At 65.9% G+C, this 24,230-nt stretch carries 25 protein-coding genes and 3 tRNA genes; 19 read left to right on the forward strand and 9 right to left on the reverse strand.

The window, feature by feature from the left end; translation table 11 throughout:
• Nucleotides 1-7 precede the first annotated feature (7 nt).
• From Q8M13_RS06955 to Q8M13_RS06970, 4 genes are all read right to left on the reverse strand, one after another.
• Nucleotides 8-619 carry a hypothetical protein gene (locus tag Q8M13_RS06955; protein WP_305299053.1) on the reverse strand — a complete coding sequence of 204 codons (612 nt, stop codon included), beginning with the start codon at nucleotides 617-619 and terminating at the stop codon, nucleotides 8-10.
• Nucleotides 620-630: 11 nt separating this feature from the next.
• The gene (locus Q8M13_RS06960; RefSeq protein ID WP_305299054.1) at nucleotides 631-1,374 is read right to left on the reverse strand and encodes a DUF2092 domain-containing protein; all 744 of its coding nucleotides are present in this window, start codon (nucleotides 1,372-1,374) and stop codon (nucleotides 631-633) included.
• Between the two features lie 109 nt (nucleotides 1,375-1,483).
• Complete coding sequence (locus Q8M13_RS06965) at nucleotides 1,484-2,041, reverse strand: DUF4136 domain-containing protein (RefSeq protein ID WP_305299055.1); 558 nt, start codon at nucleotides 2,039-2,041, stop codon at nucleotides 1,484-1,486.
• A gap of 250 nt (nucleotides 2,042-2,291) precedes the next feature.
• A complete protein-coding gene (locus tag Q8M13_RS06970) occupies nucleotides 2,292-2,927 on the reverse strand; it encodes a response regulator transcription factor (RefSeq protein ID WP_305299056.1) in 636 nt (211 codons plus the stop codon).
• Between the two features lie 229 nt (nucleotides 2,928-3,156).
• Here Q8M13_RS06970 and Q8M13_RS06975 point away from each other — a divergent pair, with 229 nt between their 5' ends.
• Together Q8M13_RS06975 and Q8M13_RS06980 are read left to right on the forward strand one after the other, a co-directional pair.
• Nucleotides 3,157-4,620 (forward strand): histidine kinase, encoded by a 1,464-nt coding sequence (locus Q8M13_RS06975; protein ID WP_305299057.1) that lies wholly within the window; start codon nucleotides 3,157-3,159, stop codon nucleotides 4,618-4,620.
• A 217-nt stretch (nucleotides 4,621-4,837) separates the two neighbouring features.
• Nucleotides 4,838-6,343, forward strand: a complete 1,506-nt coding sequence (locus tag Q8M13_RS06980) for a DUF6880 family protein (protein WP_305299058.1) — start codon at nucleotides 4,838-4,840, stop codon at nucleotides 6,341-6,343.
• Nucleotides 6,344-6,408: 65 nt separating this feature from the next.
• Here Q8M13_RS06980 and Q8M13_RS06985 read toward each other — a convergent pair.
• Nucleotides 6,409-6,483, reverse strand: a tRNA-Thr gene (locus Q8M13_RS06985).
• 335 nt (nucleotides 6,484-6,818) lie between these two features.
• Here Q8M13_RS06985 and murA point away from each other — a divergent pair.
• The 11 genes from murA to Q8M13_RS07040 all read left to right on the forward strand — a co-directional run bounded on the left by murA (nucleotide 6,819) and on the right by Q8M13_RS07040 (nucleotide 14,232).
• A complete protein-coding gene (murA, locus tag Q8M13_RS06990) occupies nucleotides 6,819-8,108 on the forward strand; it encodes a UDP-N-acetylglucosamine 1-carboxyvinyltransferase (RefSeq protein WP_305299059.1) in 1,290 nt (429 codons plus the stop codon).
• A gap of 1 nt (nucleotide 8,109) precedes the next feature.
• Nucleotides 8,110-8,535: a DUF2948 family protein gene (locus tag Q8M13_RS06995; RefSeq protein WP_305299060.1), complete on the forward strand. Its 426-nt coding sequence runs from the start codon at nucleotides 8,110-8,112 to the stop codon at nucleotides 8,533-8,535.
• Between the two features lie 40 nt (nucleotides 8,536-8,575).
• Nucleotides 8,576-9,862, forward strand: a complete 1,287-nt coding sequence (gene hisD, locus Q8M13_RS07000; protein WP_305299061.1) for a histidinol dehydrogenase — start codon at nucleotides 8,576-8,578, stop codon at nucleotides 9,860-9,862.
• A 271-nt stretch (nucleotides 9,863-10,133) separates the two neighbouring features.
• Nucleotides 10,134-10,784: an SH3 domain-containing protein gene (locus Q8M13_RS07005; protein WP_305299062.1), complete on the forward strand. Its 651-nt coding sequence runs from the start codon at nucleotides 10,134-10,136 to the stop codon at nucleotides 10,782-10,784.
• Nucleotides 10,785-10,950: 166 nt separating this feature from the next.
• Nucleotides 10,951-11,430, forward strand: coding sequence for a UPF0262 family protein (locus Q8M13_RS07010; protein ID WP_305299063.1), 480 nt, complete (start codon nucleotides 10,951-10,953; stop codon nucleotides 11,428-11,430).
• A 6-nt stretch (nucleotides 11,431-11,436) separates the two neighbouring features.
• Complete coding sequence (locus Q8M13_RS07015; RefSeq protein WP_305299064.1) at nucleotides 11,437-11,898, forward strand: low molecular weight phosphatase family protein; 462 nt, start codon at nucleotides 11,437-11,439, stop codon at nucleotides 11,896-11,898.
• A 111-nt stretch (nucleotides 11,899-12,009) separates the two neighbouring features.
• On the forward strand, nucleotides 12,010-12,228 hold the full coding sequence (infA, locus tag Q8M13_RS07020) for a translation initiation factor IF-1 (RefSeq protein WP_305299065.1): 219 nt from the start codon (nucleotides 12,010-12,012) through the stop codon (nucleotides 12,226-12,228).
• 16 nt (nucleotides 12,229-12,244) lie between these two features.
• Nucleotides 12,245-12,826 (forward strand): nucleoside triphosphate pyrophosphatase, encoded by a 582-nt coding sequence (locus Q8M13_RS07025; protein ID WP_305299066.1) that lies wholly within the window; start codon nucleotides 12,245-12,247, stop codon nucleotides 12,824-12,826.
• A complete protein-coding gene (locus tag Q8M13_RS07030) occupies nucleotides 12,823-13,860 on the forward strand; it encodes a ribonuclease E/G (protein WP_305299067.1) in 1,038 nt (345 codons plus the stop codon). The genes Q8M13_RS07025 and Q8M13_RS07030 overlap by 4 nt, the downstream gene beginning before the upstream one ends.
• On the forward strand, nucleotides 13,857-14,024 hold the full coding sequence (yacG, locus tag Q8M13_RS07035) for a DNA gyrase inhibitor YacG (RefSeq protein ID WP_305299068.1): 168 nt from the start codon (nucleotides 13,857-13,859) through the stop codon (nucleotides 14,022-14,024). The genes Q8M13_RS07030 and yacG overlap by 4 nt, the downstream gene beginning before the upstream one ends.
• Nucleotides 14,025-14,156: 132 nt before the next feature.
• Nucleotides 14,157-14,232, forward strand: a tRNA-Phe gene (locus Q8M13_RS07040).
• Nucleotides 14,233-14,258: 26 nt separating this feature from the next.
• On the opposite strand, the gene Q8M13_RS07045 is transcribed toward Q8M13_RS07040, so the two are convergent.
• On the reverse strand, nucleotides 14,259-14,768 hold the full coding sequence (locus Q8M13_RS07045; protein ID WP_305299069.1) for a DNA-deoxyinosine glycosylase: 510 nt from the start codon (nucleotides 14,766-14,768) through the stop codon (nucleotides 14,259-14,261).
• A 33-nt stretch (nucleotides 14,769-14,801) separates the two neighbouring features.
• The gene (locus Q8M13_RS07050; RefSeq protein ID WP_305299070.1) at nucleotides 14,802-15,347 is read right to left on the reverse strand and encodes a sugar O-acetyltransferase; all 546 of its coding nucleotides are present in this window, start codon (nucleotides 15,345-15,347) and stop codon (nucleotides 14,802-14,804) included.
• Nucleotides 15,348-16,002: 655 nt separating this feature from the next.
• On the opposite strand from Q8M13_RS07050, the gene exbB reads away from it, so the two are divergent.
• The 4 genes from exbB (at nucleotide 16,003) to Q8M13_RS07070 (ending at nucleotide 18,314) form a co-directional block, all read left to right on the forward strand.
• Nucleotides 16,003-16,914: a tonB-system energizer ExbB gene (gene exbB, locus Q8M13_RS07055; protein ID WP_305299071.1), complete on the forward strand. Its 912-nt coding sequence runs from the start codon at nucleotides 16,003-16,005 to the stop codon at nucleotides 16,912-16,914.
• A gap of 5 nt (nucleotides 16,915-16,919) precedes the next feature.
• Nucleotides 16,920-17,351 (forward strand): biopolymer transporter ExbD, encoded by a 432-nt coding sequence (locus Q8M13_RS07060; protein ID WP_305299072.1) that lies wholly within the window; start codon nucleotides 16,920-16,922, stop codon nucleotides 17,349-17,351.
• Between the two features lie 11 nt (nucleotides 17,352-17,362).
• Nucleotides 17,363-18,076, forward strand: a complete 714-nt coding sequence (locus Q8M13_RS07065; RefSeq protein WP_305299073.1) for an energy transducer TonB — start codon at nucleotides 17,363-17,365, stop codon at nucleotides 18,074-18,076.
• Nucleotides 18,077-18,237: 161 nt separating this feature from the next.
• A tRNA-His gene (locus Q8M13_RS07070) sits at nucleotides 18,238-18,314 on the forward strand.
• Nucleotides 18,315-18,353: 39 nt separating this feature from the next.
• On the opposite strand, the gene putA is transcribed toward Q8M13_RS07070, so the two are convergent.
• Nucleotides 18,354-21,452: a bifunctional proline dehydrogenase/L-glutamate gamma-semialdehyde dehydrogenase PutA gene (putA, locus tag Q8M13_RS07075; RefSeq protein WP_305299074.1), complete on the reverse strand. Its 3,099-nt coding sequence runs from the start codon at nucleotides 21,450-21,452 to the stop codon at nucleotides 18,354-18,356.
• 111 nt (nucleotides 21,453-21,563) lie between these two features.
• Between putA and Q8M13_RS07080 the strand changes: the two genes are divergently transcribed.
• On the forward strand, nucleotides 21,564-22,034 hold the full coding sequence (locus Q8M13_RS07080; RefSeq protein WP_305299075.1) for an Lrp/AsnC ligand binding domain-containing protein: 471 nt from the start codon (nucleotides 21,564-21,566) through the stop codon (nucleotides 22,032-22,034).
• Here the strand turns inward: Q8M13_RS07080 and Q8M13_RS07085 are convergent, their stop codons facing one another.
• Nucleotides 22,035-22,922, reverse strand: a complete 888-nt coding sequence (locus tag Q8M13_RS07085; protein WP_305299076.1) for a glyoxylate/hydroxypyruvate reductase A — start codon at nucleotides 22,920-22,922, stop codon at nucleotides 22,035-22,037.
• 63 nt (nucleotides 22,923-22,985) lie between these two features.
• On the opposite strand from Q8M13_RS07085, the gene Q8M13_RS07090 reads away from it, so the two are divergent.
• The gene (locus Q8M13_RS07090; RefSeq protein ID WP_305299077.1) at nucleotides 22,986-24,227 is read left to right on the forward strand and encodes a hydrolase; all 1,242 of its coding nucleotides are present in this window, start codon (nucleotides 22,986-22,988) and stop codon (nucleotides 24,225-24,227) included.
• Nucleotides 24,228-24,230 lie beyond the last annotated feature (3 nt).

A 24,230-nucleotide genomic window follows, 5' to 3' on the forward strand; every position in this document is an offset into this window, starting at 1 on the left:
GGTGGCGTCAGTAGGGTTGGTTGACGACGACGTAGGTCACTGAGGAACCGGCGTACTGCGGCTGGTACCAAGTCCCGTTGCAGTAGGAGTAGGTGACGCCGCCATAGTAGCGGTTCGCGCAGGACGGCGGCAGGCTGTAGATCATCGAACCGACGACGGCTGATGTCACCGCCGCGGCGGTGCCGATGGCCATGCCGGCGGCGACCGGATGGTGGTCCCAGCCATCATTGTCCCAGCCACGATCGACATCGACATTCACGCTGTTGCCGACGTTCACGTTGCCGGTGTTCACGCGGTTGCCGCCCCTAGCGGCGTAGTTATCGCCGCCCCGAGCTACGGTGTTTCCACCGCGCGCGACGTTACCGCCGCCGCGATTGACGTTGGGATTCGCAGCGGCGGCCGCCTGGGGCCGTGCTCCCGCCTGGGGTCTGGAAGCGGCGGCGCGCTGGGCTCCGCCTCCGCCGCCGCCCCGATGCACGCTGCTGGCTGCTGCGCGACCGCCGCCTCCGCCCCCAGGGCGCGCAAAGGCGTCCGTCGGAATGGCGGTGATCGTCATGGCGATCGCTGCGCCCATCAGGCTCGCGACGTGGAAATAAAGGTTCTGACGAGCGGTGGTCATGGCGGCGCTCCTCACTTGGTGGCTGCGGTGGTGGCGGCCGAATTGGCGAACTTGATCGAGCTCGTGTTCGGGGGCGGTGTGAAGGCGAAGTCAGCGTCCTTAAGGCCGGGAGCGGTGTTCCAGTCCAAGTTCGCGGAGAACTGCGGGTCGGTTTCATCGAACAGGCTGGTGATGACGATCTTGCGTGGAACCGGCTTGTCGCCGCGCTCGATCCAGACCTGCCAGTCCACATCGCCGGTGGTGTAGGCGTACTGGTCGGTCTCGACGCCGTTGATCCTGGCTGGACCGACATAGAAGCCCTTGGTGATCTTATCCCGGTCGTCGCCGGGCTCGCCCCAGCGGAACAGATCCTCGAGCGGCACGTCGATGTCGTACTCGTCATGCAAGGCGTCGAGAGTGGCCCGGATCGTCGGCGGCGCGGGGGCCTGGGCGTAGACGCCGACCTTGGGCGCGTAGAGGGTGATCTGCTTGCCGTCGTAGTACAGCTTGCGGACCTTGCGGTCGGAGACGGTGTCGATGGTGAACTGGCTCGGCTTGCGCACCTTGTAGGTGACGGTGCTGCCGAGCTGCAGCTTGCGTCCATCGTCGGTGACCTCGTCGGCCACGATGTCGGCTTTCAGCTCGAAGGCGTTCAGCGTCCGCAGGTAGGCGCTCATGGTCTCCAGCGCCTTGATCGAAGCCGGATCTACCGCAGGCGCAGCGGCGGCGGGTTTTGCCGGCGTGCTTTGCGCGGCCGCCTGGATCGGTCCGGCCAACAGGCCAGCCCCCAAAATAGACGCCGCAACAAGTTTGAACTGCCTCATGAGCATGGCTCCCAGTGGGGTCTTCGCCAGCCAGGAACGACACCTGGCGACGCGTGCTGAGCTAGTTGGGCGGCGTCGGCGGCGTGCCAGCGGGCAATTTGGCTAGTACCGAATTCACCGCGGTGTCGATCTGCGCCTCGGTGACGCTTGAACCGATGTTCTGGGTGGCGACACCGTGCCAGACCGGCCTCTTGGTGCCGGTGTCGTAGATGTCTATGGCCAGGGTGCCTTCGGTGACGTTTTGGACGTCGACATTGTTGTAGGGCGCGGCCCATCCGCCGCGGAAGCCGCGGCCGTATCCGGGATAGAAGGCGCCATAAGGTCCAAAGTCGGTCACCTCGACTTTGTCGCGTTTGCCCAGGGTGAACCCGACGGCGAAGTCGCCAGGGTCGGCCTGGGTAAAGCCCCGAGACGCCAGGTTGGCGTCGATCGACTGCCGGACGCGCTCATAGGCCAGCGGGTTCATACCGCGCGGCGCGGCGCTATAGGCCCAGGAATAGGTTCTGTAGTTGGCGAAGTTCGTCGAGGGGTCGGCATCGACCTTCACGTCGGGGCCGCTCGCGCAACCGGCCAGCAACAGAAGAGTGAAAGTGACCGGTGCGGCGACTTTGCGGAACATGGGGGCCTCCTTCGAGTGCCTGGACATGTCGATGGTTCGCCCGGCGGCCGTCCGCGTCAGTCGGGCGAAACCCGCAACCGAGTTTCAGGATGGCCTGTGGGGCGCGGCCAGAACTCGCGGTGTGAGCCAGAGTTTTCGCACGGGAAGAACCCCGCCCGGTTTTCGGCGCGGTGGGATGATGACGGCTGTCCCGAGACCCTCTCAGGGTTTGCCCGGAGCCGCCGCAGATCAATGGGCAGTGCAGACCCTATCAGGGCTGAATGAGCTTTTGCTTGATGGCGAACCTGACGAACTCGGCCGTCGTGTGGACGCCGGCCTTTCGCATCGCCGCGGCGCGATGGCTTTCGACCGTCTTGACGCTCAAGGACAACAGGCGGGCGATATGCTTGTTGGAATTGCCCTCGGAGATCAGCTGCGCGACCTCGAGTTCGCGATTGGTGAAGCTCTCCAGCCGAGACTTGCGGCGGTCATGGACAGCGGCGTCCAGCAGCAGTTCCGAGACCACCGATGAGAAGTACGGACGGTTGGCCCCGAGGGCCGAAATCGCCGTCTCCAGAAGCTGTTCGTTTTCCATTTTAAGGAGATAGCCTCGGGCTCCGGCCGATAGACCGGCGCTCACGGTCTCATCGTCGTCGTGCATGGTGAAGAGCAGGACCTTGGTCTGGGGAGCATCCTGGCGAAGCCGGCGGGTCACCGCGATTCCGTTCATGATGGGCAAGGAGACATCCAGGACCATGACGTCCGGTTTCTCCTTGATCGCCAGGTTCAACGCCGCTTGGCCGTCGGCCGCCTCGCCGCAAACCTCCCAGCCGGGATGGGCCTCGACGATCTGTCGGACACCGCGGCGCACGATTTCGTGATCGTCTGCGATCAGAATTCTCAGCATCGGTTGTTCCTATCGGTTTTGGCGATCCCTTAGGTAGTACACCTGATAGTCGCATTATCGTATAGGTAAGAACCCTGATCTGGCTGTATGTATACAGTTGGCGTCGGGACGGGGCGGAAGCCGTGGAACTACTCAGTTCCGCGTACGGCGCCGCTTGGTGAGGCGGTGTCCTTCGAGGAGGGCGACGTATTCGATGGCGGGGTCAGCGCAGAAGACTAGTAACGAGCCATTGCTCAATTATGGACCGATCCTCGCGGCGATGCCGCGACCGGCCGCGGTTTTGGACACGCGTGGCGAAGTTCCAACCTTCATGGGGTTCAGCACATCTTTCCTGGCTGAACTCGGCTTGAAGGCCGCGGCGGTGCAAGGGCGACCCTTGCGGGACGTTTTTCCACCCGACGCCAGCCTGCTGATTTCCGACGCGATCAGGCGGTGCCAAAGGAGCGCCAAGGCTGCTCACGCATCGGTCACCTATCGAAATGGGAGGAGCGCGCTGCAGCGGGACGTCTTAGCCAGCCCCATCGGCGAGCGGTCGGGAGGGCAGATCCTGCTGACCGTGGAGCACGCGCGGCGCGATATGTTCTCCAAGGAAAGGCGCACCCTGCTTGACCGGCTGGGGCCGCTCAACATGGGGATGGTCTATGTCTACGACTTGGCGGCCCGTAGGACCCGCTATGTCCAAAAGGAACTGCTCGACCTGCTCGAGATACCGCCGGCGGGGATAGAGTTCGAAGCCATTCGCGGGCGGATGCATCGCCACGACGTCCCAGCCTTCATCGCCCATCTGGCCGAACTGGCCGCCATGGATGACGACGCGGTCTCCGAGGCGACGTTGCGGATGCGTGTCCGGGACGGCCGATGGCTCTCGGTGCGCTGGCGGGCCAGGGTTTTTGCGCGCGACGCCAACGGGGCGGTGAGCAAGATCATCGGCGCAGCGACCGACGTCAGCGAGCACTACGCCCTATCCAAGGCGCTGGAGGCGGCCGGCCAGGCGCTGGCTCTCGCTGAGACTGTCGAGCGGCGCAGGGTCGGGCGCGAGTTGCACGACGCCACTGTCCAGCACCTAGTCGCAATGGACCTCTCGCTCACGGCGCTCGAGCGCCGGATCAGCCTTCATCAGGAGGGGAGCTCGGCGCTGCACGATACGCGCGCGGCGCTGTCGGCGGCTCAACGCGAGATCCGGACCTTTTCCTTCATGCTGCATCCTCCGGAACTGGAGGAGCGCGGCTTGCCCGATACTTTGCGCGCTTTCGCCGATGGCTTTGCGCGTCGGACCGGCCTGCAGATTTCCGTCGATGTGGTGGGGCGTCGCCGGCCGTTGTCGTCTGAACTCGAGCTGGCTCTGTTCAGGGTCGGGCAGGAGGCGCTGATGAATGTTCACCGTCATGCGCGGGCGCGCTCCATCGGGGTGGTGCTTCGCTATGGCGTAGGGGATGTGTCTCTGCAGGTGGAGGATGACGGTGTCGGCCTGCCCGAGCCATCGGCGCGCTCGATCGGGGTAGGGGTCAACGGCATGCGCGATCGCATGGTGCAGTTGGATGGCCGCCTCAGTCTCGAGCCCGGCGTGGTCGGGTTGCGGGTGGTGGCCTGGGCTCCGGCCAGCGTCACGGCCCGATCTGCACATCGCGCGAGACGGCCTGTGTCTGACATGATCGATGTCCTGAAGGCCGAGCCTATGCAGGGTATCGCCTAGGCTCAGGAAGCGTCCGGATGGCGGCGATAAGAGCGGTCCGACGCCACGCTGCGCGCCCGCGCCCTTGCGGCAATTTGCTCCAAAACACTGATCGCGCAGATCGGGGGCGGCGAGGGGAAGCGCGAAGGCGGTTAGCAGCAACCCGGTCAGCACTCGGGCCGCCGAGCGTGATCGGCCTCGCCGAAGTCCTTCTGAGGGGCTAGGTGCGTTCTGATCGTTGTCTCCCGCGCTGGGCGACGACTTTGCTTGCACCGCCTGCCGTCTCCCGGACTATCGCGGCGTTGGTCAGGCCCAGGCGTCGGATCTTCTGCCCAGCACTCACCTATCGACTCTGGAGCCCGCCCTTGAGTTTGCCTTCCATGAGGCCGCTGTGCGCGAGGTGAAGCGGGCCGGTTCGCGCAAGACGCTCAACACGCCCAATCTGATCGCCCTCGGAGCTGAGCGGTTGGCGGCGGTGCTGATGGATGTCGCCGACGGCGATCCCAGCCTCAAGCGGCGGTTGCGCATGGAGTTGGCCAGCGAGGTCGGCGCCGACCATCTGGCGACGGAGATCGCCAAGCGGCTGACGGCGATCGAGGATCGGCGCTCACGGGTGCATTGGCGCAGCTACAAGGCCTTTGCGCGTGATCTGGAACTCCAGCGGTCGATGATCGTGGGGCCGCTCGCCGAGAAAGACCCGGCCTTGGCGCTGCAATTTCTCTGGCGGTTCCTGGCCATGGCCGAAGGGCTGTTCAGTCTGGTGGACGACGGCCGCGGCCAGATCGAGGAAGCGTTTCGAGCCGGCGTCGCGGCGGCGGGCGATATCGCTGCGCGTGCGCATCCTGAGCCGGTGGCTATGGCCGATCAGGTCGTCGCGTTGCTTGCGGCCGACAGCGAGCAAATTCTCGGCGATCTGGTGAGCAGTTTGATCCCCGCCTTGGACGAATCTGGTCTGGCGGCGCTGCGCGCGCGGCTTCAGCAGGTGTTGGACACCAAGCCGCGCGGTCGGCCGGGCGTACGCGCAGCGGTGCAGGCGTTGGCCGATGCGCAAGGCGACGTCGAGGGCTACATCGGGGCGGTTCCTGAGGCCGAGGCGCGGTTGCCCATGGCCGGGGCCGAGATCGCGCGGCGGCTGCTGGCGGCGGGGCGAACCGAGGATGCGCTGGCGGCGCTCGCTCATTCGGCCCCACCGGTCGGCGCGCGTGTGCTGCCGACGGGCGGCGAGGCTTGGGAAGAAATCTATATCGCCGCCTTGGAAGCCGATGCTCAGCGCGAGCTGGCCCAGGAGCTGCGTTGGGCCGCGTTCGAGACCCGGCTGGCGGTGGGGCGGTTGCGGGATTTCCTGCGCAGGCTGCCGGACTTTGACGATGTGGAGGCCGAGGAGCGCGCCCTGGAGGTCGCCAAGCTCTATCCCAAGTTCACCGAAGCGCTGGCCTTCCTGGTTGCTTGGCCGGCGGCCGGCGCGGCGGCTGAGCTGGTATTGAGGCGGGCGTCCGAGATCGAGCCGGTGCGGAGTGAAGTCCTTGAACCTGCGGCCGCCATGCTGGAAGCCCGCCACCCGATGGCCGCGAGCCTGCTGCTGCGGGCGATGGTCGCCGACACTTTCCGGCGGCGGCGCTCAGAACGTTACGACGACGCCAAGCGGCAACTCGCCGACCTTACCTCGCTGGCGCCCTTGGTCAGCGCGTGGGGAGAGGCGGAGACTCACGAAGCGTTCATCGCCCGAATGGAGCGCCTGCTCTGAGGTAGCCGTCGCGATGGGAGGGGAATTGGCGTTCCCCCAACCCTTTGAAGGGGTTGGGGGAACACTGGTGCCGCCGGGCAGGATTGAACTGCCGACCTCAGCCTTACCAAGGATGCGCTCTACCACTGAGCTACGGCGGCGACGAGGCGCGGGCTATAGCCAAAGCCCGCGCCGGAGTGAAGCGTAAAATCGCGAAAACCGAACTTGACGTGCAAGTCGTCTCGCCGCACCCCCATTCCGCATGGAAAAACCGGGAAAAACGGCCGCTGAAGAGAGGGAGGCGGCGCTGGTCGCCGCGCTGAGGGCGAATCTGCGACGCCGTAAGGCGGCTCCCAAGCCCGCGCCGAAGCCCGACGATTCGGACAAGCGCTCGTGAAACGGGGCCGCTTTCGCCGCTGACCCACGCAGGTTAGATAGCGAGCGAAGGGTCTGGGAGAGCGCCCCCTAAGCGCATGCCCCCTTCCGAGGGACTAGATTGGATCGCATCGCCATCACCGGCGGCGCGCGGCTTGAGGGCGAAATCGTCATCAGCGGCGCCAAGAATTCGGCCATCAAGCTTATGGCCGCCAGCCTGCTTACCGACCAACCCCTGCGGCTCACCAACATGCCGCGCCTCGCCGACACACGTTTCCTAGGCCAACTGCTGCGCCGGCTTGGGACTGACATCGTTGAACAGGACGGCGACGACGGCGCCGAGACCATCCTGCACACGCGCGAGATCGTCAGCGCTTTTGCGCCCTACGAACTGGTTCGCCAGATGCGGGCATCGTTCAATGTCCTGGGACCGCTGATCGCGCGGACCGGTCACGCCAAGGTTTCGCTGCCCGGCGGCTGCACCATCGGCGCGCGGCCTGTGGACCTGCACCTGGAAGCGCTGCGAGCGCTCGGTGCGTCCATCGACCTGCACGAGGGCTATGTCTACGCTCAGGCCCCGCGCGGCCTGGTCGGGGCCGAGATCGAGTTCCCGTTTGTCTCGGTTGGGGCGACCGAGCACGTGATGCTGGCCGCTGTGCTGGCCAAGGGCGAGACGGTGCTCAAAAACGCCGCGCGCGAGCCCGAGCTTGGCGATCTGGCCGAATGTCTCAACAAGATGGGCGCTCAGGTGTCGGGGGCGGGGACCTCCACCATCCGGATCCAGGGGGTCGATCATCTGAACGGCGCGACCCATTCGGTGATTCCGGACAGGATCGAGACCGGCACCTTCGCGCTGGCGGCCGCCATGGCCGGCGGCGAGGTGCGCCTGACCAAGACCCGCAGCGATTTCGTCGACACCCTGCTGGACAAGATGGTCGAGGCCGGCGTCGAGGTGATCCGCCACAACGACGGCATGACCATCAAGCGCAACGGCGCGCGGTTGAAGGCGGTGGAGATCGAAACCGACCCCTATCCGGGCTTCGCCACCGACCTGCAGGCGCAGTTCATGGCCCTGATGACGCTGGCCGACGGCGAGAGCGTCATCAAGGAGACCATCTTCGAGAACCGCTTTATGCACGCCCCTGAATTGGCGCGGCTGGGCGCCGACATCCTGGTGTCGGGCGGCGAGGCCCGGGTACGCGGCGTCGAGACGCTGGAGGGCGCCCAGGTGATGGCCACCGACCTGCGGGCTTCGGTCAGCCTGGTGATCGCTGCCTTGGCCGCGCGGGGTGAGACGGTCGTCAGCCGCGTCTATCACCTTGACCGCGGTTTTGAGCGGCTGGAAGAGAAGCTGAGCGCCTGCGGAGCCAATGTCCGCCGCATCGCCGGAACCGGCGAGCCAGAGGATTGAGATGACAGAGACTGCTGGTCTGCGCCTGCTGGCGGAAGACGCCGAGGATCTCGCCGTGATCGCCGCCGCCTTGCAGGATGCAGTCGGCAAGATCGGCGACATCCTCTACGAGCCTGCCACCCGCCAATTGACCTTGGCCCTCAACCGCTATCGGTGGGAAGCCAAGGGTGGCGAGCGCGTGCGTTCGGCCATCCAACTCGGCTCGGTGTTGAAGGTCCAAGCGCGCAAGCTGCGGCGCGGAGCAAAGGACGCGGTGGTTGAGCTGCTGAACATCGCGTTCGAACCAGGCGAGGCGCCGGGCGGCGCAGTGGTCTTCACCTTCGCCGGGGGCGGCGATCTGCGGGCGGAGGTCGAGTGCCTGGACGTGGTGCTGGCCGATGTCAGCTCCCCCTGGCCGACGCCGCGAACCCCGAAACACGAGCTCTGAGCCCTAGCGCGGCAAGGCCCTGGCCGCTAAACAGCGCGCCATGCGCCGCTTCCGTTTTTCCGAGCCCGGCTTCGAGGCCGCCTTCGCCGCGTTCATCGACGAGCGCCGTGAGACGCCAGAGGAAGTCGACACCGCCGTCCGTGACGTCCTGGCTGCTGTCCGCGCCGAGGGATTGGACGCCGTGCTTCGCTTCGGTCGACAGTTCGACCGCGCCGAGGTCGATGAGAGCAACATCCGGGTCAGCGCCGAGGAGATAGAGGCGGGCGCCGCCGAGTGCTCGCCCGAGGTGCGCGAAGCCATGGCCTTCGCCGCCAAGCGTATCCGTGCCTATCACGAACGCCAGCGTCCGGCGGACATGGCCTTCACCGACGAAGCGGGCGTCGAACTAGGCTGGCGCTGGACCGCGCTCGAAGCGGTCGGCATCTATGTGCCGGGCGGCCGCGCCGCCTATCCGTCCACGGTGCTGATGAACGCCGTGCCCGCCGCCGCCGCCGGCGTGGAGCGCATCGCCATGGTTACGCCGCCCGGGCGCTTGCAGCCGGCGGTGCTGGCCGCCGCCAAGGAAGCAGGGGTCACTGAAATCTGGCGGGTCGGCGGGGCGCAGGCGGTGGCCGCGCTCGCTTATGGCGCTGGCCCCATCGCGCCGGTCGACAAGATCGTCGGTCCGGGCAACGCCTATGTGACCGCCGCCAAGCGCCGGGTCTATGGCACGGTGGGAATCGACGCCCTGGCCGGCCCCTCGGAAATCGTGGTGGTGGCTGATGGAGCCAACCGCCCCGACTGGATCGCCGCCGACTTGCTGTCCCAGGCCGAGCACGACCCGGCCGCGCAATCGATCCTGATCACCGACGACGAAGCGTTCGGCGAAGCCGTCGCCGCCCAGGTCGCCGAGCAACTGAAATCGTTGAGCACAGGCGAGGACGCCACCGCCTCCTGGCGCGACCACGGGGCGATCATTATCGCGCCGCTCGATGAGGCGCCTCGTCTCGTGAATTACATCGCGCCGGAACACGTCGAGTTCGCGCTCGATGATCCAGAGCGTCTGGCCGATCAGGTCCGCCACGCCGGTGCGATCTTCCTGGGCCGGCTGACGCCCGAGGCCATTGGCGACTATGTGGCCGGCTCGAACCACGTCCTGCCGACCAGCCGTGCGGCGCGCTTCTCCTCGGGGCTGTCGCTTTACGACTTCATCAAGCGCACCTCGATCGTGAAGTGCGACGAGAAGTCGTTCGCGATCCTCGGCCCCCACACTGTCGCCCTCGCCGACGCCGAGGGGCTTCCGGCCCACGCGCGTTCCGCCGCGATCCGCCTGACCAAGCAGGGCTAGTCTTCTCCTCTCCCCGGCTGGGAGAGGCCGGGTGAGGGGGCCTCGGCCTCGCCCGTACGCGGGTTGATGGTCGATAGAGCGCCGCTGCGCGCCGCCCCCTTCACCTAACCTCCCCCGAGAGAGAGGAATGAGTCTGCGCAGCGGCGATCAACGAAGCTGAACAGTTCCTGTCAGTTCTGTCTCGGAGGCCGTTCAGGAAGGCCTCGCTAGGGTGTTCGTCATTGGGGCCGGAAGGCTCCAGGCAGAACCCTACAAGGACGGAGACCTGGCTATGCGCACTCTGAAGACTTCGAAAATGATGCGCGGCGCGGCCGTGGCGACCCTGACCGGCGCTCTGGCGATCGGCGCCGTGAGTACGGCCAACGCCCAGCAGTACCGCAACCCGACTGGCGGCGGCCCCGGCTCCATCGTCAGCTGCGACGCTCCTGGCGGCAAGCAGGTTGGCGGCGCCCTGATCGGCGCGCTGGTCGGCGCGGCCGCCGGCTCGAACCTGGCCAAGAACGACCGTGGCACGGGGACCGCCATCGGCGCGGTCGCCGGCGCGGCCACCGGTTCCTGGGTTGGCTGCAAGATGCAGCGCGATGCAGCGAACCAGAACGCCTACTACGGAGGCCAGCAACAGGCCTATCGCCCGGCGACTTATGTCCAGAATGGCTACCGCCTGAACGGCAACCTGTCCCCGGCCGCCTATGTCCGTGACGGCGGGGCCTTCGTCGCCAACTCGACCCTGAACCTGCGGGCCGCGCCCACCACCTCGGCCGCCCGGGTCGGCAGCCTGCGGGCTGGCGAAACCTTCCAGGCGATGGCTCGGGTGCGCGGGACCGAATGGATCCTGGTCGGCCAGAACGGCGTCGGGGTCGGCTATGTTCACGGCGCCTACGTCCAGCCTGCTGGCTATCAGAACGCGAACTACCGCTACTAGGCGGCCCTGTTCGCCGTCCCCGGTCCCCCTGGCCGGGTGACAAAAGCGTCCGGCGAGACACGCCGGACGCTTTTTCTTGTGCGCAGGTGCGAAGATCGCACGTGGCAGGATGACGTTAGGGGGTGCTTTGCAATAAAGCTCCAGGCAAGCCCTCACCCATTGAGCCATGGCCGACGAAGACCGCACCCATCACCGCCTGCAGTCCGTGGAGATCGACGAGGATTCCCTCGCCGCGGTCTCGCGCGACCAGGAGCAGGAGCGGCAGATCGCCATCTTCGATCTCTTGGAGGAGAACTACTTCTTCCCCGAGGGCGCGCAGACTGGTCCCTATGACCTGCGCATGGGGCTGCTGGAGAACCGGCTGGTGCTGGACGTCCGCGGCCCGGACTATGAGAAGCGACATATCCTGTCGCTGTCGCCGTTCCGCATGCTTATCAAGGACTACTTCCTGATCTGCGAGAGCTACTACCAGGCGATCCGAAATTCGACGCCTCAGCAGATTGAGGCCTTGGACATGGGCCGGCGGGGTCTGCACAACGAGGCCTCCGAGCTGCTGCGGACTCGCCTGAAGGGTAAGATCGAGACCAATCTCGACACCTCGCGGCGGCTGTTCACGCTGATCTGCGCCCTGCATTGGCGAGGCTAGGGTTCGATGCCGGCTGACGCATCGCGGCCGCCCTTGCCCGGCGCGGTCCTATTCGCTTGCAATTTCAATCGCGTCCGCTCGCCGATGGCCGAGGCGCTGTTGAAGCGCGCGCTGGGCGACCGGGTCTATGTCGACAGTTGCGGCCTGAAGCGCGAGGCGGGCGAGGCGGGCGAGGGCGCCGATCCGTTCGTACGCTCGGTGATGGCCGAGATATCCTGCGACCTGGAGGGCCATGCGCCCAAGACCTTCGATGATCTGGAGGATGCGTCCTTCGATCTGGTCATTTCCCTGACGCCCGAGGCCCAGCATCGGGCCGTCGAGCTGACCCGAGGGCGGTCGGCCGAGATCGAGTATTGGCCAACCTTCGATCCGACCCTTGCCGACGGTTCCCGTGAAGCGCGGATGGCGGCCTATCGCGAAGTTCGCGACACCCTGGCGCAGCGGATCGCTGAACGGTTCCCCCGCTAGCCATTGGCCCTTTGAGCGCGTACAGCGCTTAGCGCTAAAATCTGCAGCCCCGGCTCACGTCGCGACTCACTTCGTTGGCCGTTCCCTTGACCGCCACCTGTTGGAGCTTGCATGGCGAAAGAAGAGTTGCTGGAATTTCCCGGTGTGGTCAGTGAAGTCCTGCCCAACGCCACGTTTCGAGTGAAACTCGAGAACGATCACGAGATAATCTGTCACACGGCCGGCAAGATGCGTAAGAACCGCATCCGCGTTTCGGCTGGCGACAAGGTCGTGGTCGAGATGACCCCTTACGACCTCACCAAGGGCCGTATCACCTTCCGAGTCCGCTAGAGGCCATTTGCCAAATATGACATCGCAGCGCCTGGTGCTGGCTTCCGCAAGTCCCAGGCGGATGGATCTCTTGCGCCAGGTTGGCGTGACCCCGGACGCCGTCGTGGCCGCCGAGATCGACGAAACGCCGCTGAAGACTGAGACCCCGCGCCAGACGGCGCTGCGCCTGGCGGTCGCCAAGGCGGCCAAGGTCGCCGAAATCCATGGTGACGCCTATGTGCTTGCGGCCGACACCATTGTCGCCGTGGGGACCCGTATCCTGCCGAAGGTCGAGACGCCGGCTGAGGGGCGCAAATGTCTGGAACTACTCTCGGGCCGCGCGCACAAGGTTCTGACTGCGGTCGCCGTGGTCGCGCCCGACGGCCGCGCGGTGAAGCGGCTGGTCGAAACCCGCCTCCACTTCAAGCGCCTCACTCCCGCTGAAATCGACGCCTATCTCCAGGACGGGGAGGGGGTCGGAAAGGCCGGCGGCTATGCGATCCAGGGCAGGGCCGGCGCCTTCGTCATGTCGATCCAGGGATCCTATCCTGCGGTGGTCGGCCTGCCGCTATATGAAACCATGAACCTTCTGACGGGCTTGGGGTTTGTCCGCACATGAGCGAGCGTAGCCTCTTTCTGGATCGCGGCATTGGCGAAACGCGCGGCGTCGTCCTGCTGGACGGCCGTCCCGAACGCTTGCTGATCGAGCGCGACGGCGATGATCAGGCGACCCGCCTGGGCGCCCGCCACATCGCGCGGGTGCGCAAGGTGGAGCCGGCCTTCGCCTCGGCGTTTGTCGATCTCGGCGGTGTCGAGGCGCTGTTCTCGTTCAAGCCCGACGCGCGGCCCGTGGAGGGCCAGTCGCTTGAGGTCGAGATTCGCACCGAGCCAAGGCTTGGCAAGCTCGCCACCGTCCGGGTGATCGGGCCGGCTCAGGGCGCGCCGCGCCTGCTGGTCGCCCCGCCTTCGATGGCTGAACAACTCGCCGCCTTCGCGCGCGGCGTTGATATCATTGAAGGGCGCGAGGCGCGGCAAGTCGCCGACGAGGCCGAGGCCGAGGCGCTCGACATCATTCATCCGCTGCCCGGCGGCGGAAATTTGGCCATCGAGCCGACACGGGCGCTGGTCGCCATCGATGTCGATATCGGCGAGCGCAAGGGCAATGACGTCAAACGCGTCACCCGTGCGGCGAATCTAGCGGCGCTGGCTGCTTCGGGCCGCCTGCTGCGCCTGAAAAGCCTGGGTGGGATCGTGGTAATCGATCTGGTCGGGCGCGGCCACGACGGCAACGCCTTGCTGACCGCGGCTCGGGCGGCCTTCTCGCCGGACAATCCCGGCGTCGCCATCGGGCCGGTAGGCCGGTTCGGCACCATGGAGATGACCATCCCGCGTCGCGGCCCGCCCTTGGCTGAGACCCTGTGTGATGCGAACGGCGCCTTGACCAATCTGACGCTGGCCCTGCGCCTGATCCGGGCGATCGAGAATGAAGGCGCGGCCCAACCTGGCGCGCGGCTTACCGCCACCTGCGCGCCCGCCGTCGCTGACGTAGCCAAGCCGCTGGCCGAGAAACTGGCCGCGAAGATCGGCGCCCGCTTTACGATTCGCCCCGAGCCTGCCTCCCCCCGCGAGCGTTTCGATGTGAGTGCGTCATGAGCGCCCCTTGCCCGATCTGCAAAAAGCCCTCGACCCCCGAGTACCGTCCGTTCTGCTCTAAACGTTGTGCCGACGTGGACTTGCAGCGTTGGCTGAGCAACCGCTACGCCATCCCGGCGGCCGATGACGACAGCGGTCCCGACGAGGAAAATTCAGAAGACTGAAGAGCCGCTGGACAGGCGGCGGCGCCTCTTCTATAGACGCGGCTCCCGCGCAGGTGGGGCCCGCCGCTCTCCTCAAAAGAGGGCGTCGAACTAAAGATCTTGAGCCGCCCGACCTGATCGGAACGGCTCTGGGCCTGGGTAGCTCAGTTGGTAGAGCAGTGGATTGAAAATCCACGTGTCGGTGGTTCGAATCCGCCCCCAGGCACCACTTCCTTCCCCTCTCTATTAGTGGCCTCAGGCTTCGGCGCGCACGAATCTCGCCAGCGCTTGCCATTCTATGCGCTTCTGTTCGAACGATAGCGCGGCGTGGGCCGGGCTGCTGGAGGGCAGGGTGATGAGGGCGTAGCCGGGTTCGGGGCCAAGTTGCTTGCGGCCAAGGCTTGAGGCCTTGCCGCCGTTGAAGGCGATGGCCCGCAACTCGGGCAGGGTGGCCGCGAAATCGGCCAACGCATTGGACTGGTGATTGCGGATGTTGGTGTCCAGGCTGCCTAGGCGTTCGGCCGAAGCGATCACATCCCATACCCCGACCCCTGCCGCGAGCAAGATCGCCAACCGCTTCGCATAGGCCACGTCGGCCAAGGGTTGTTCGATCACAGTCTCCATCAGCCGCCAGAACTGATTGCGGGGATGGGCGTAGTACTGCGCGTGGGCGAGCGAGATCTCTCCCGGAAGGCTACCCAGCACCAACAGGCGAGTGCGCGCGTCAGCGACAGCGGGGAACGAAGACTTGGTTTCGGCCCGCATGCGCTCACGCTCTCTAACTTGGCTAGGCAAGCTCTAGCGCACCGTGGCCGGGTTGCCGACGGCCGTCGCACCGGCTGGCACATTGCGCGTGACGACCGCGCCCGCGCCGATCACCGCGTCATCGCCGATCGTGACGCCCGGCAGGATGATCGCGCCGCCGCCAATCCAAACATTCGCACCGATATGAATGGGCCGGCCGAACTCCAAGCCAGAGCGACGCTCGGCTGGATCGCGCGGGTGGTCGGCTGTCAGGATTTGGACGCCAGGGCCGATCTGCGTTCCCTCACCAATTGTCACGGCGGTCACGTCCAGCACCACGCAGCCGAAGTTCAGGAATACGCCGTCGCCCAACGCAATGTTGTAGCCGTAGTCGATGTGGAACGGCGGCCGGATGACGACGTCACGCCCAACCTTGCCAAGGCCTTCAATCAATTGGGCGTGGCGTTCATGTGCCGTCGTCACGGCGGGCCTGTTGTAGACGGTCATCCACGTCAGGGCCGCGGCTTGGTCGCGCTGAAGTTCAGAATCCCCGGCGCTGTAGAGTTCTCCGGCGATCATCTTCTGCTTTTCTGTCGCCATAGTGGGCTCTCTTTGGTTGGGGATGCGGTCTGGCAGGCGGCAAACGCGCCACAGCGCTGCATGGCGCCCGCGACACGCCGCCGGGCTCTCGCGCATCACCTCGGCGAACGTCGATTGACTCGGGCGCCTGAGAATCCCATGTCGCGGATGGCGGCGCCGGGTGAGTGAAATCCAGGCGGGAGGGTCCCTCGCCGCCATGTACCGGGTGCTTATTTCAAGACCAGCGTTCGGTCAGATTTGCTGCGTTGCGGCATAAAAATTCCTCCGAAAGTAGAAAATCGACCTGGATTACTTGGGTCGCGCGTTGTGCGTCGCAGCATTACACGGCCGCCGACCTGGTTCCTGGGGTCGCAGGCAGAAGTATGCCCCCTTGACGCCCGGAATAGGGGTTGCCAAAGGACCCCTGCCGCACGTCTAACATAGCGGTAAGATTTCGGGCTTCCCTCGGGGAGAACGAATTCGCACCCGCCTCTGAACGCCCAGTTTCACGTAATTGGAAACAGGCGCCACGGGTCGGGCGCAGCGAAAGCGGCTCTCGCGTCTTGGCTGGTGCAAACCAGGCGGGGCGAGGGGCTTGTTTAGTTAGGGTGGGAGACGCTCTCGCGCGACGACCCTTCGGTCCAAACGTGCTAGACCAATCAGGAACTGGCGACAGATGCTCGACAACAAACGAAAGATCCCTTTCATCGCTCTCCTCGGTGCTGTTGCGCTGATGACGAGCGCGCCGGCGTTCGCGCAGGAAGCCGCTCCGGCCGCTCCCGCCGCCGCCGACGCTGCAGCGGCCGCTCCGGCTGCTGACGCTGCGGCCGCTCCGGCCGCCACCGCTCCCGCTGACGCCGCCCCTGCGGGCGACGTTGCTCCGGCCACCATCGAACATGCCGGTCAGCTGACCGTCATGCAGATGTTCATGGACGCCCAGCCGGTCGTTAAGGTCGTTATGATCGGCCTGGTTCTGGCTTCGATCCTCTCGTGGACCCTGCTGGTCACCAAGCTGGTTGAGTTCGCCTCGCTGAACAAAGCCTCGGACCGCTTCGTCGAAGCTTTCCGCGGCGCCAAGTCGGTCAACGACATGGGCCGTATCGCCCTCTCGGACGAATTCGAAGGTAACCCGCTGGCCGATATGGCCGCCGCGGCGACCCAAGAAGTCGAACTGTCGCGTCAAGCCGGCCTCGCCGTCAGCGGCGCTCACCGCGAAACTACGCTGCACCGTGCTGAAATGGCCGTTGGCGCCGTTCAGGCCAACCTCGGCAAGCGTCTGTCCAGCGGCATGCAGTTCCTGGCCTCCGTCGGTTCGTCCGGTCCGTTCATCGGTCTGTTCGGTACCGTTTACGGGATCATGAACTCCTTCATCGGCATCGCGAACACCAACACGACCAACCTGGCCGTCGTCGCCCCCGGCATCGCCGAAGCGCTTCTCGCCACCGGTATCGGTCTGTTCGCTGCTATCCCCGCGGTTATCTTCTACAACTACTTCCAGACCCGCGTTTCTGCCTACGGCGCGCGTACGGAAGGCTTCGTTGCTGAACTGATGAACGCCATTTCCCGGCAGCTCGACAAAGGGGCCTAACCGACATGGGAGCCAAACTCTCAGGTTCTGGGGGTGGCCGGTATGCGGTAGAAGCGAACAGCGAAATCAACGTTACGCCCTTCGTGGACGTTATGTTGGTCCTCCTGATCATCTTCATGGTCGCGGCGCCAATGGCCGCCGTGACTGTGCAAGTTGCTCTCCCCCCCGCAGTCGCTAAACCCTCTACGAACCCTCCTAAGCCGGTCTACATCAGCATCCAGTCGGGCGGATCCATCTATCTTGGTGACACCCCTACGGACGTTGCTGATCTCGGTGACAACCTGCGCAGTACGATCGGGCAACGTAATCCGGAGAAAGAACGCATCTTCATTCGCGCCGACAAGGACGTCCTCTACGGGGACTTCATGGGTGTGATGAACATGCTTCAGGACAACGGTTTCTACAGCGTGGCCCTTATCGGCGAAGACAAGAACTAGGGGGGTGACGAATGGCTGAAACCACCGACACTACCCAGGAAGAGCACCACGAGCGGAGCGTCTTCGACGAGCCGAAGAAGAAGCGTAATGTTGGCGTAACGCTCGCCATCGTTGGCTCCATCATCGTGCACGGCGCTCTTGGCTTCTACCTGTACAAGTCTAAGTTCGAGCCGAAGTACAAGGAGTACTCGGATGATGTGACGGACGTGGCGATCATCAAGCCCGCCCCGCCGCCGCCTCCGCCGCCTCCGCCTCCGCCTCCGAATACGCCGCCACCTCCGCCGCCGAAGCTGCAACCGCGGCCTCCGGTGAACGTGCCGGCAGACTTGCCGACGATCCCGCCTCTGCCGGTTCCGCCGGTTGAGAAGCGGATCGAGACACCGGAACCGCCGAGGGCTGCCCCTCCGGCTCCTCCGCGTCCGTCGGTCATCACGAACCCTGATTGGGCTCGTCGACCCTCTGGCGAGGACATTGCGCGGTACTATCCTGACCGTGCGATGCGGATGAACATCGAAGGCAGGGCGACGCTGAGCTGTCAGGTGACGGCGAAGGGAAGCCTCGAAAGCTGCGAAGTGGTTTCTGAGGAACCCGCTGACCAAGACTTCGGTTCTGCGGCGATCCGGTTGAGCAAGCTCTTCCGTATGCGTCCGAAGACCCAGGACGGCGCGCCCGTTGAAGGCGGCACTGTGCGGATCCCGATCCGCTTCGTGCTTCCGAAGGGCTAACGGCTTCCAAGCCGATAGCGTCGACCCAAGAATGAGCCCCGAAGGCGCGAGCTTTCGGGGCTTTTTCGTGCCCGTTGATAATTCTTGCAAAGATCACTTGGTCGCACGCAGCAACGCTTGATTGGTCGGCCCGGCGCGACTAGAAGGACGCCTCGCGATGAGCCGCCTTAGCTCAGCTGGTTAGAGCGCTAGATTGTGGATCTAGAGGTCCTCGGTTCGAACCCGAGAGGTGGTACCATCGCGAAGAGCCCCGTTTCCGGGGCTCCTCAATTTCTTCCTACATCGTGAGATTCAGCAGGGCTGGGTCGCCGCCCTGCGCAGTGATGTTGACGCTGATGGCGCGCTCGATCGCGTAACGCGACAGCGAGTTGGGTCCGCCGGCCTTTGGGCCGGTGCCTGAGAGGCCTTCGCCGCCAAACGGTTGGACGCCGACCACAGCGCCGATAATCGAGCGGTTCACATAGACATTGCCGGCGGGAACCAGATTGCGGACCTCCGCGGCGAAGGCGTCGATGCGTGAGTGGACGCCGAGCGTCAGGCCATATCCCAGCGTGGCAAGGTGGCCCGCCACCTTGGCCAGGTCCGCCGGATCGTAGCGGACGACGTGCAGAATAGGGCCGAAGACCTCGCGCTCCAGGAAGTTCGCCGCAGGGATCTCGGCAAGCAGAGGGGCGAAGAAGGCGCCGTCGATCGGCGTCTGCAGGCGGTGTAGGATCCTCGCCTCTTTCTCCAGCCGTACAGCGTGGGCGGCGAGGGCGTTGCGCGCCTCGTCATCGATCACGGGCCCGACATCGGTAGCCGGGTCAGCTGGGTCGCCAACCACCAGCGCGTCCATTGCGCCCTTCAGGCACTCAATCAGCATGTCGGCGGTGTCGTTCGGCAGGAAGAGGATCCTCAGGGCCGAGCAGCGCTGTCCCGCCGAACCAAACGCCGACAGGACAACGTCGTCGACGACCTGTTCCTTTAGGGCTGTGGTGTCCACGAACATGCCGTTCAGCCCGCCGGTCTCGGCGATGAAGGGGATGATCGGGCCGGGGCGGGCGGCCAGGGTCTGGTTGATCCGCCGGGCGGTGTCGGTGCCGCCGGTGAAGGCGACCCCGTCACAGCCGGGATGGGCCGTCAGGGCCGCGCCCACCGTCTCTCCCCGGCCGGGAGTGAGGGCGAGCAAAGCCGGCGGCAGGCCCGCTTCGTGGAAGAGCGCCACGGCCTCGGCGGCGATCAGAGGGGTTTGTTCGGCCGGCTTGGCCACGACGGCGTTGCCGGCGGCGAGCGCGGCGGTGATCTGGCCGGTGAAAATGGCGAGTGGGAAGTTCCAGGGGCTGATGCAGACAAAGACGCCGCGGCCGTGGAGTTCAAGGGTGTTTGCCTCCCCGACCGGACCCTTCAGCACTTCAGGGCCGGCGAACCGTGTCTGGGCGAGGTGCGCGTAATACCGGCAGAAATCGACCGCCTCGCGGACCTCTGCAATTCCATCGGCCAGCGTCTTGCCAGCCTCGCGGGAGCAGATCGCGACCAGCCGGTCCATATTCGCCTCAAGCGCATCGCCCATCTTTCGCAGCACCTCGGCACGGCGATAGCCGCCGATGGCGTTCCAGGCGGGTTGCGCGGCGTGAGCAGCGACGAAGGCTGCGTCGATATCGACGGTGGACGCTTCGGCGGCGTGCCCAACCACGACGCTATTGTCAGCGGGGCTGTGAATCGCCTGGAGCTCGCCGCCCTTGCGAAGGGCTCCGCCAACCAGGGGGCCGGACGCCAGCGGCTGGAGGGCGCGGGTTGCGTGATGCAGCCGCGCCGCCTCGTCCGGGATCGAGAGATCGACGCCCAGCGAGTTCTTGCGTTCAGCGCCGTATAGGTCGACGGGTCGCGGAATCTTCGGGTGTGGCCCGGCCCCCGCCTTCTCGACGGCCGTAATGGGGTCGACCACGACGTCCTCTGCCGGAACCCGCTCATCCAACAGCGCATGGACGAAGGAGGTATTGGCGCCGTTTTCCAGCAGGCGCCGCACCAGGTAGGGGAGCAGGTCCTCGTGACCGCCGACCGGGGCGTAGGTTCGCACCACGGCGCCGTTCCGCAGGTCGTCGGCGGCGCGGTAGAGCGCTTCCCCCATCCCGTGCAGACGCTGAAACTCAATCCGCACCCCGGCCTGGCTCGCCATGGCGTGGACGGCGGCCAGGGTGTGGGCGTTGTGGGTGGCGAACTGGGCATAGATGTTCGGGCTGGCGGCGATCAGTTCGCGCGCGCAGACCAGATAGGATAGGTCGGTGGCGGCCTTGGTGGTGAAGACCGGATAGTCGGGGCGGCCGTTCACCTGGGCGCGTTTGATTTCCGAATCCCAATAGGCCCCCTTCACCAGCCGCACCATCAGGCGCCGGCCGCTGTCCTTGGCGATCTCGGCGATGCGGGCGACCGCAAGAGGGCCACGCTTCTGATAGGCCTGGACCGCGAGACCGAGGCCCTTCCACGCGCCGAGTTCAGGCTCGCGCGCCAGCCGGTCGAGCAACTTGAGCGACAAGGTCAGCCGGTCGGCTTCCTCGGCGTCGATCGTGAAGTTGATGTCGTGCCGGGCGGCGATCAGGGCCAGGCGCTTCATGCGCGGATAGAGCTCGGTCCAGACGCGCGCTTCGTGGGTGGCTTCGTAGCGAGGGCAGAGCGCGGAGAGCTTGACGGACACCCCGTGGCCGGTTTCCGGGCCCGCTCCCTTGGAGCCCTTTCCGACCGCCTCGAGCGCGTCGGCATAGGAACGCTCGTAGCGGGCCGCGTCGGTCGCTGTACGCGCGCCTTCGCCCAGCATGTCGAACGAGCAGACCTGCCCTTCCTTCGCTGCTCGCTTCAGCGCGCTTTCGATAGTGCGGCCAAGAACGAATTGCTCGCCCATGATGCCGATCGCCTGGGCGACCGCCTTGCGCACGACCGGTTCGCCAATACGTTCGACTAGGCCGCGCAGGAAACCTGGCGGGTCGGTGCGCGCTTGGTCGTCCACCTCCACCAGCTTGCCGGTCAACATCAGGCCCCAGGTCGAGGCGTTGACGAACAGGCTGTCGGATTGGCCGAGGTGGCTGGCCCAGTCGGCACCGCCGATTTTCTCGGCGATCAGTCGGTCGCGGGTGCCCTGATCGGGCGTGCGCAACAGCGCTTCGGCCAGACACATCAGGGCCAAACCCTCGCGCGTGTTGAGGCTGAACTCCTGCAGGAAGCTCTCGACCACGCCTTGCCGCTTGGCCGACCTGCGCGCTGCCCGCACCAGATCGACGGCTTGCGCCCGGACAGCGGCCCGCTGTTCGGGCGACAGGGGCCGCGCGGCCAGCAGGGCGGTGACCGCTTCAGTCTCGTCACGATACTTGGCGGATAGGTCGTCCAGAGCGGTCCAGGAAGTCATGGCGGGCCTTGAAAGAATGGAATTTCTATCGTCCGGCGTAACTCTTATGGTGGCGGATGTCCTGCGGACCTGAGTAACCCTCGCCGCATCAAAATTGGAAAATTCGAAATCATGCCGGACAATGTGCATCTGGATGACACAGATCGGCGGTTGCTGCGGGTGCTCCAGCGCGATGGCCGGATCAGCAATCTGGATCTGGCCCAGCAATGCAATCTCTCGGCGTCCGCCTGTTCGGATCGGGTTCGCCGTCTGCGGGAGCGCGGGGTGATCACCGGCTTTGCGGCCATACTGGATCCCAAGGCCATCGACCGAGCGCTCCTGATCTTTGTCGAGGTCCAGCTTGATCGCACCACGGGGGACACCTTCACCGAGTTCGCCCACGCCGCGCAGCGTACGCCGGAAATCCTCGAATGCCACATGGTGGCGGGCGGCTTCGACTATCTGATCAAGGCGCGGGTCAGCGACATGGAGGCTTATCGCCGCTTCCTGGGCGAGGTGCTGGTGGCGATGCCGGGGGTGCGCGAGACGCGGACCTATGCGGTGCTGGAAGAGGTGAAGTCCGTCACCGAGCTGCCGATATGATCAGTAGCCGGTCTCGCGGGAGACCAGGCCCTCGATCTCCTCGCCGGCTCGGAACCGCGCGATGTTCGCCGCGATCCGTTGGGAGGCGCTGACGGGATCGGTGATGGCGGCGACGTGGGGCAGAACGGTGACGGCCGGGTGGCTCCAGAAAGGGTGGCCGGCAGGCAGGGGCTCGGGCTCGAACACGTCCAGCACCGCGTGCGAAATCTGGCCCTCGTCCAACGCCGCGATCAGGTCAGCCTCCACTAGGTGTCCGCCGCGCCCGACATTGATGATCGCGGCGCCGGGCTTCATGCGCGCGAAGGTCTCCTGGCCCAGAACGCCGTTGGTCCGGGACGTCAGGGGCAACAGGTTGACGACGATGTCGCTCGCCGCGAGCAGGGACGCCAGGTCGCCATGGCTGCGGCTCCATGCGCTGACCTGAAAGCCAAGCTTTTCCAGCATAGTCGCGCTCGCGCGCGCCATTTCGCCAAAGCCCAACAGGCCCACCTGACGCTGATGGGCCGAGACCTGCGGTAACTGTCGCCACAGCGCCTGCGCTTGCTGGGCGCGATAGGCAGGAGCCCGGCGATGCAGAGCCAGCACGTGGGCGGCGACAGCTTCGGCCATCTGGCCGGCGAGGCTGGGATCGATCAGGCGCGCGAGGGGAATTTCTCGCGGAAACAGCGGATCGCTCAGCAGGCCGTCGACCCCGGCCCAGGCGCTCTGGATAAAGCCGAGCTTGGGAAGCTTGGCCAGCTCGCCGGGCGCCGGCGCGGCCACCACGGCGATCTCGGCGCCCGCCGCCAAACCCGCGAGGATATCGTCTTCCGGCAGCGCTGCGCGTAGGGCCGCTAGCCATGCTTGAGCAGCTTCGGCGGGCAGGCGGGTAAGGAAGGCGATGGACATGGCGATCAGATAGCATTCAAGGCGGCGCTTGCGCGCGCCCGCTTTTCGGCGTGACCTCGCGGCATGAAACTCAATTCCGAAGATACCGCGATCCTCGATCGGCTGGCCGGAGAAGAGGCCGAAATCGTTAGCCGCGCCGTTGATTGGTGCGCCATTCCGTCCGGCAGCCGCAACTTGGCGGGACTCGAATCTCAGCGCGTGGTGCTGGAGCACGTGCTGCGCGATTTGCCCGGCCAGGTAGACAGCATCGCCTTGGCCGACAGCCACGATGTGTCCGCCGATGGCGAGCTCAAGCCCCAGCGTCACACGCCCGCCCTGCGCCTGACCGTGCGGCCGGAGGCTGCGGTGCAGGTCATCCTCACCGGGCACTACGACACCGTCTATCCGGAGGGGAGCGGCTTCACCCGTGTGCTCCCGCGCGCCGACGGCGCCCTGAACGGCCCCGGCATCGCCGACATGAAGGGCGGCATCAGCGTGATGCTGGCGGCCCTGCGTGCGATGGAGGCGCATCCGGCCAAGGCCAATATTGGCTACCGGGTCCTGCTCTCGCCCGACGAGGAAATCGGCTCACTGGCCTCTGGTCCGCTGCTGGCGGAGCTTGCAGGGCAGGGGCATGTCGGCCTGACCTATGAGCCGGCCATGGCCGGCGGCGCGCTGGCCGCCGAGCGCAAGGGGTCGGGCAATTTCCACGTCGTGGTGAGGGGGCGCGCGGCCCATGCCGGGCGCGAATTCGCCAAGGGGCGGAACGCTATCGCGGCCGCCGCCGACCTGGCCGTGCGGCTGGTCGCGGCCAATGGACAACGCGACGGGGTGACCCTGAACGTTGCGCGGATCGACGGTGGAGGGCCGCTGAACGTCGTGCCCGACCGCGCCGTGCTGCGGTTCAATATTCGGCTGCCTGACGCGGCGGCGGCTGGCTGGGCGCTGGCCTTCGTCAAGGAGGCGGTGGCGGCCACGGCGGCGGACGGGATCGAGGCGCATCTGCATGGCGGCTTCACCCGCCCCGCCAAGCCGTTCAATGCGGCGCAGCAGACGCTGTTCGGGGCGGTGAAGGAGGCCGGCGCCTTGCTCGGCCAGGAGATCACCTGGGCGTCGTCGGGCGGGGTTTGTGAAGGCAATAACCTGTTCGCGGCCGGCCTTCCCAACGTCGATACGCTGGGGGTTCGTGGCGGCGATATCCATAGCGAGGCCGAGCATGCCTGGCCCGAGAGCTTCGTTGAGCGCGCCCAGCTCTCGGCGTTGATCCTAGCCAAGCTCGCCACCGGCGAGATCCCGGCCGCGAAGATCAAGGACGCGATGGGATAGACG

The sequence above is a fragment of the Phenylobacterium sp. genome (assembly GCF_030681155.1).
GTDB lineage: Bacteria > Pseudomonadota > Alphaproteobacteria > Caulobacterales > Caulobacteraceae > Phenylobacterium.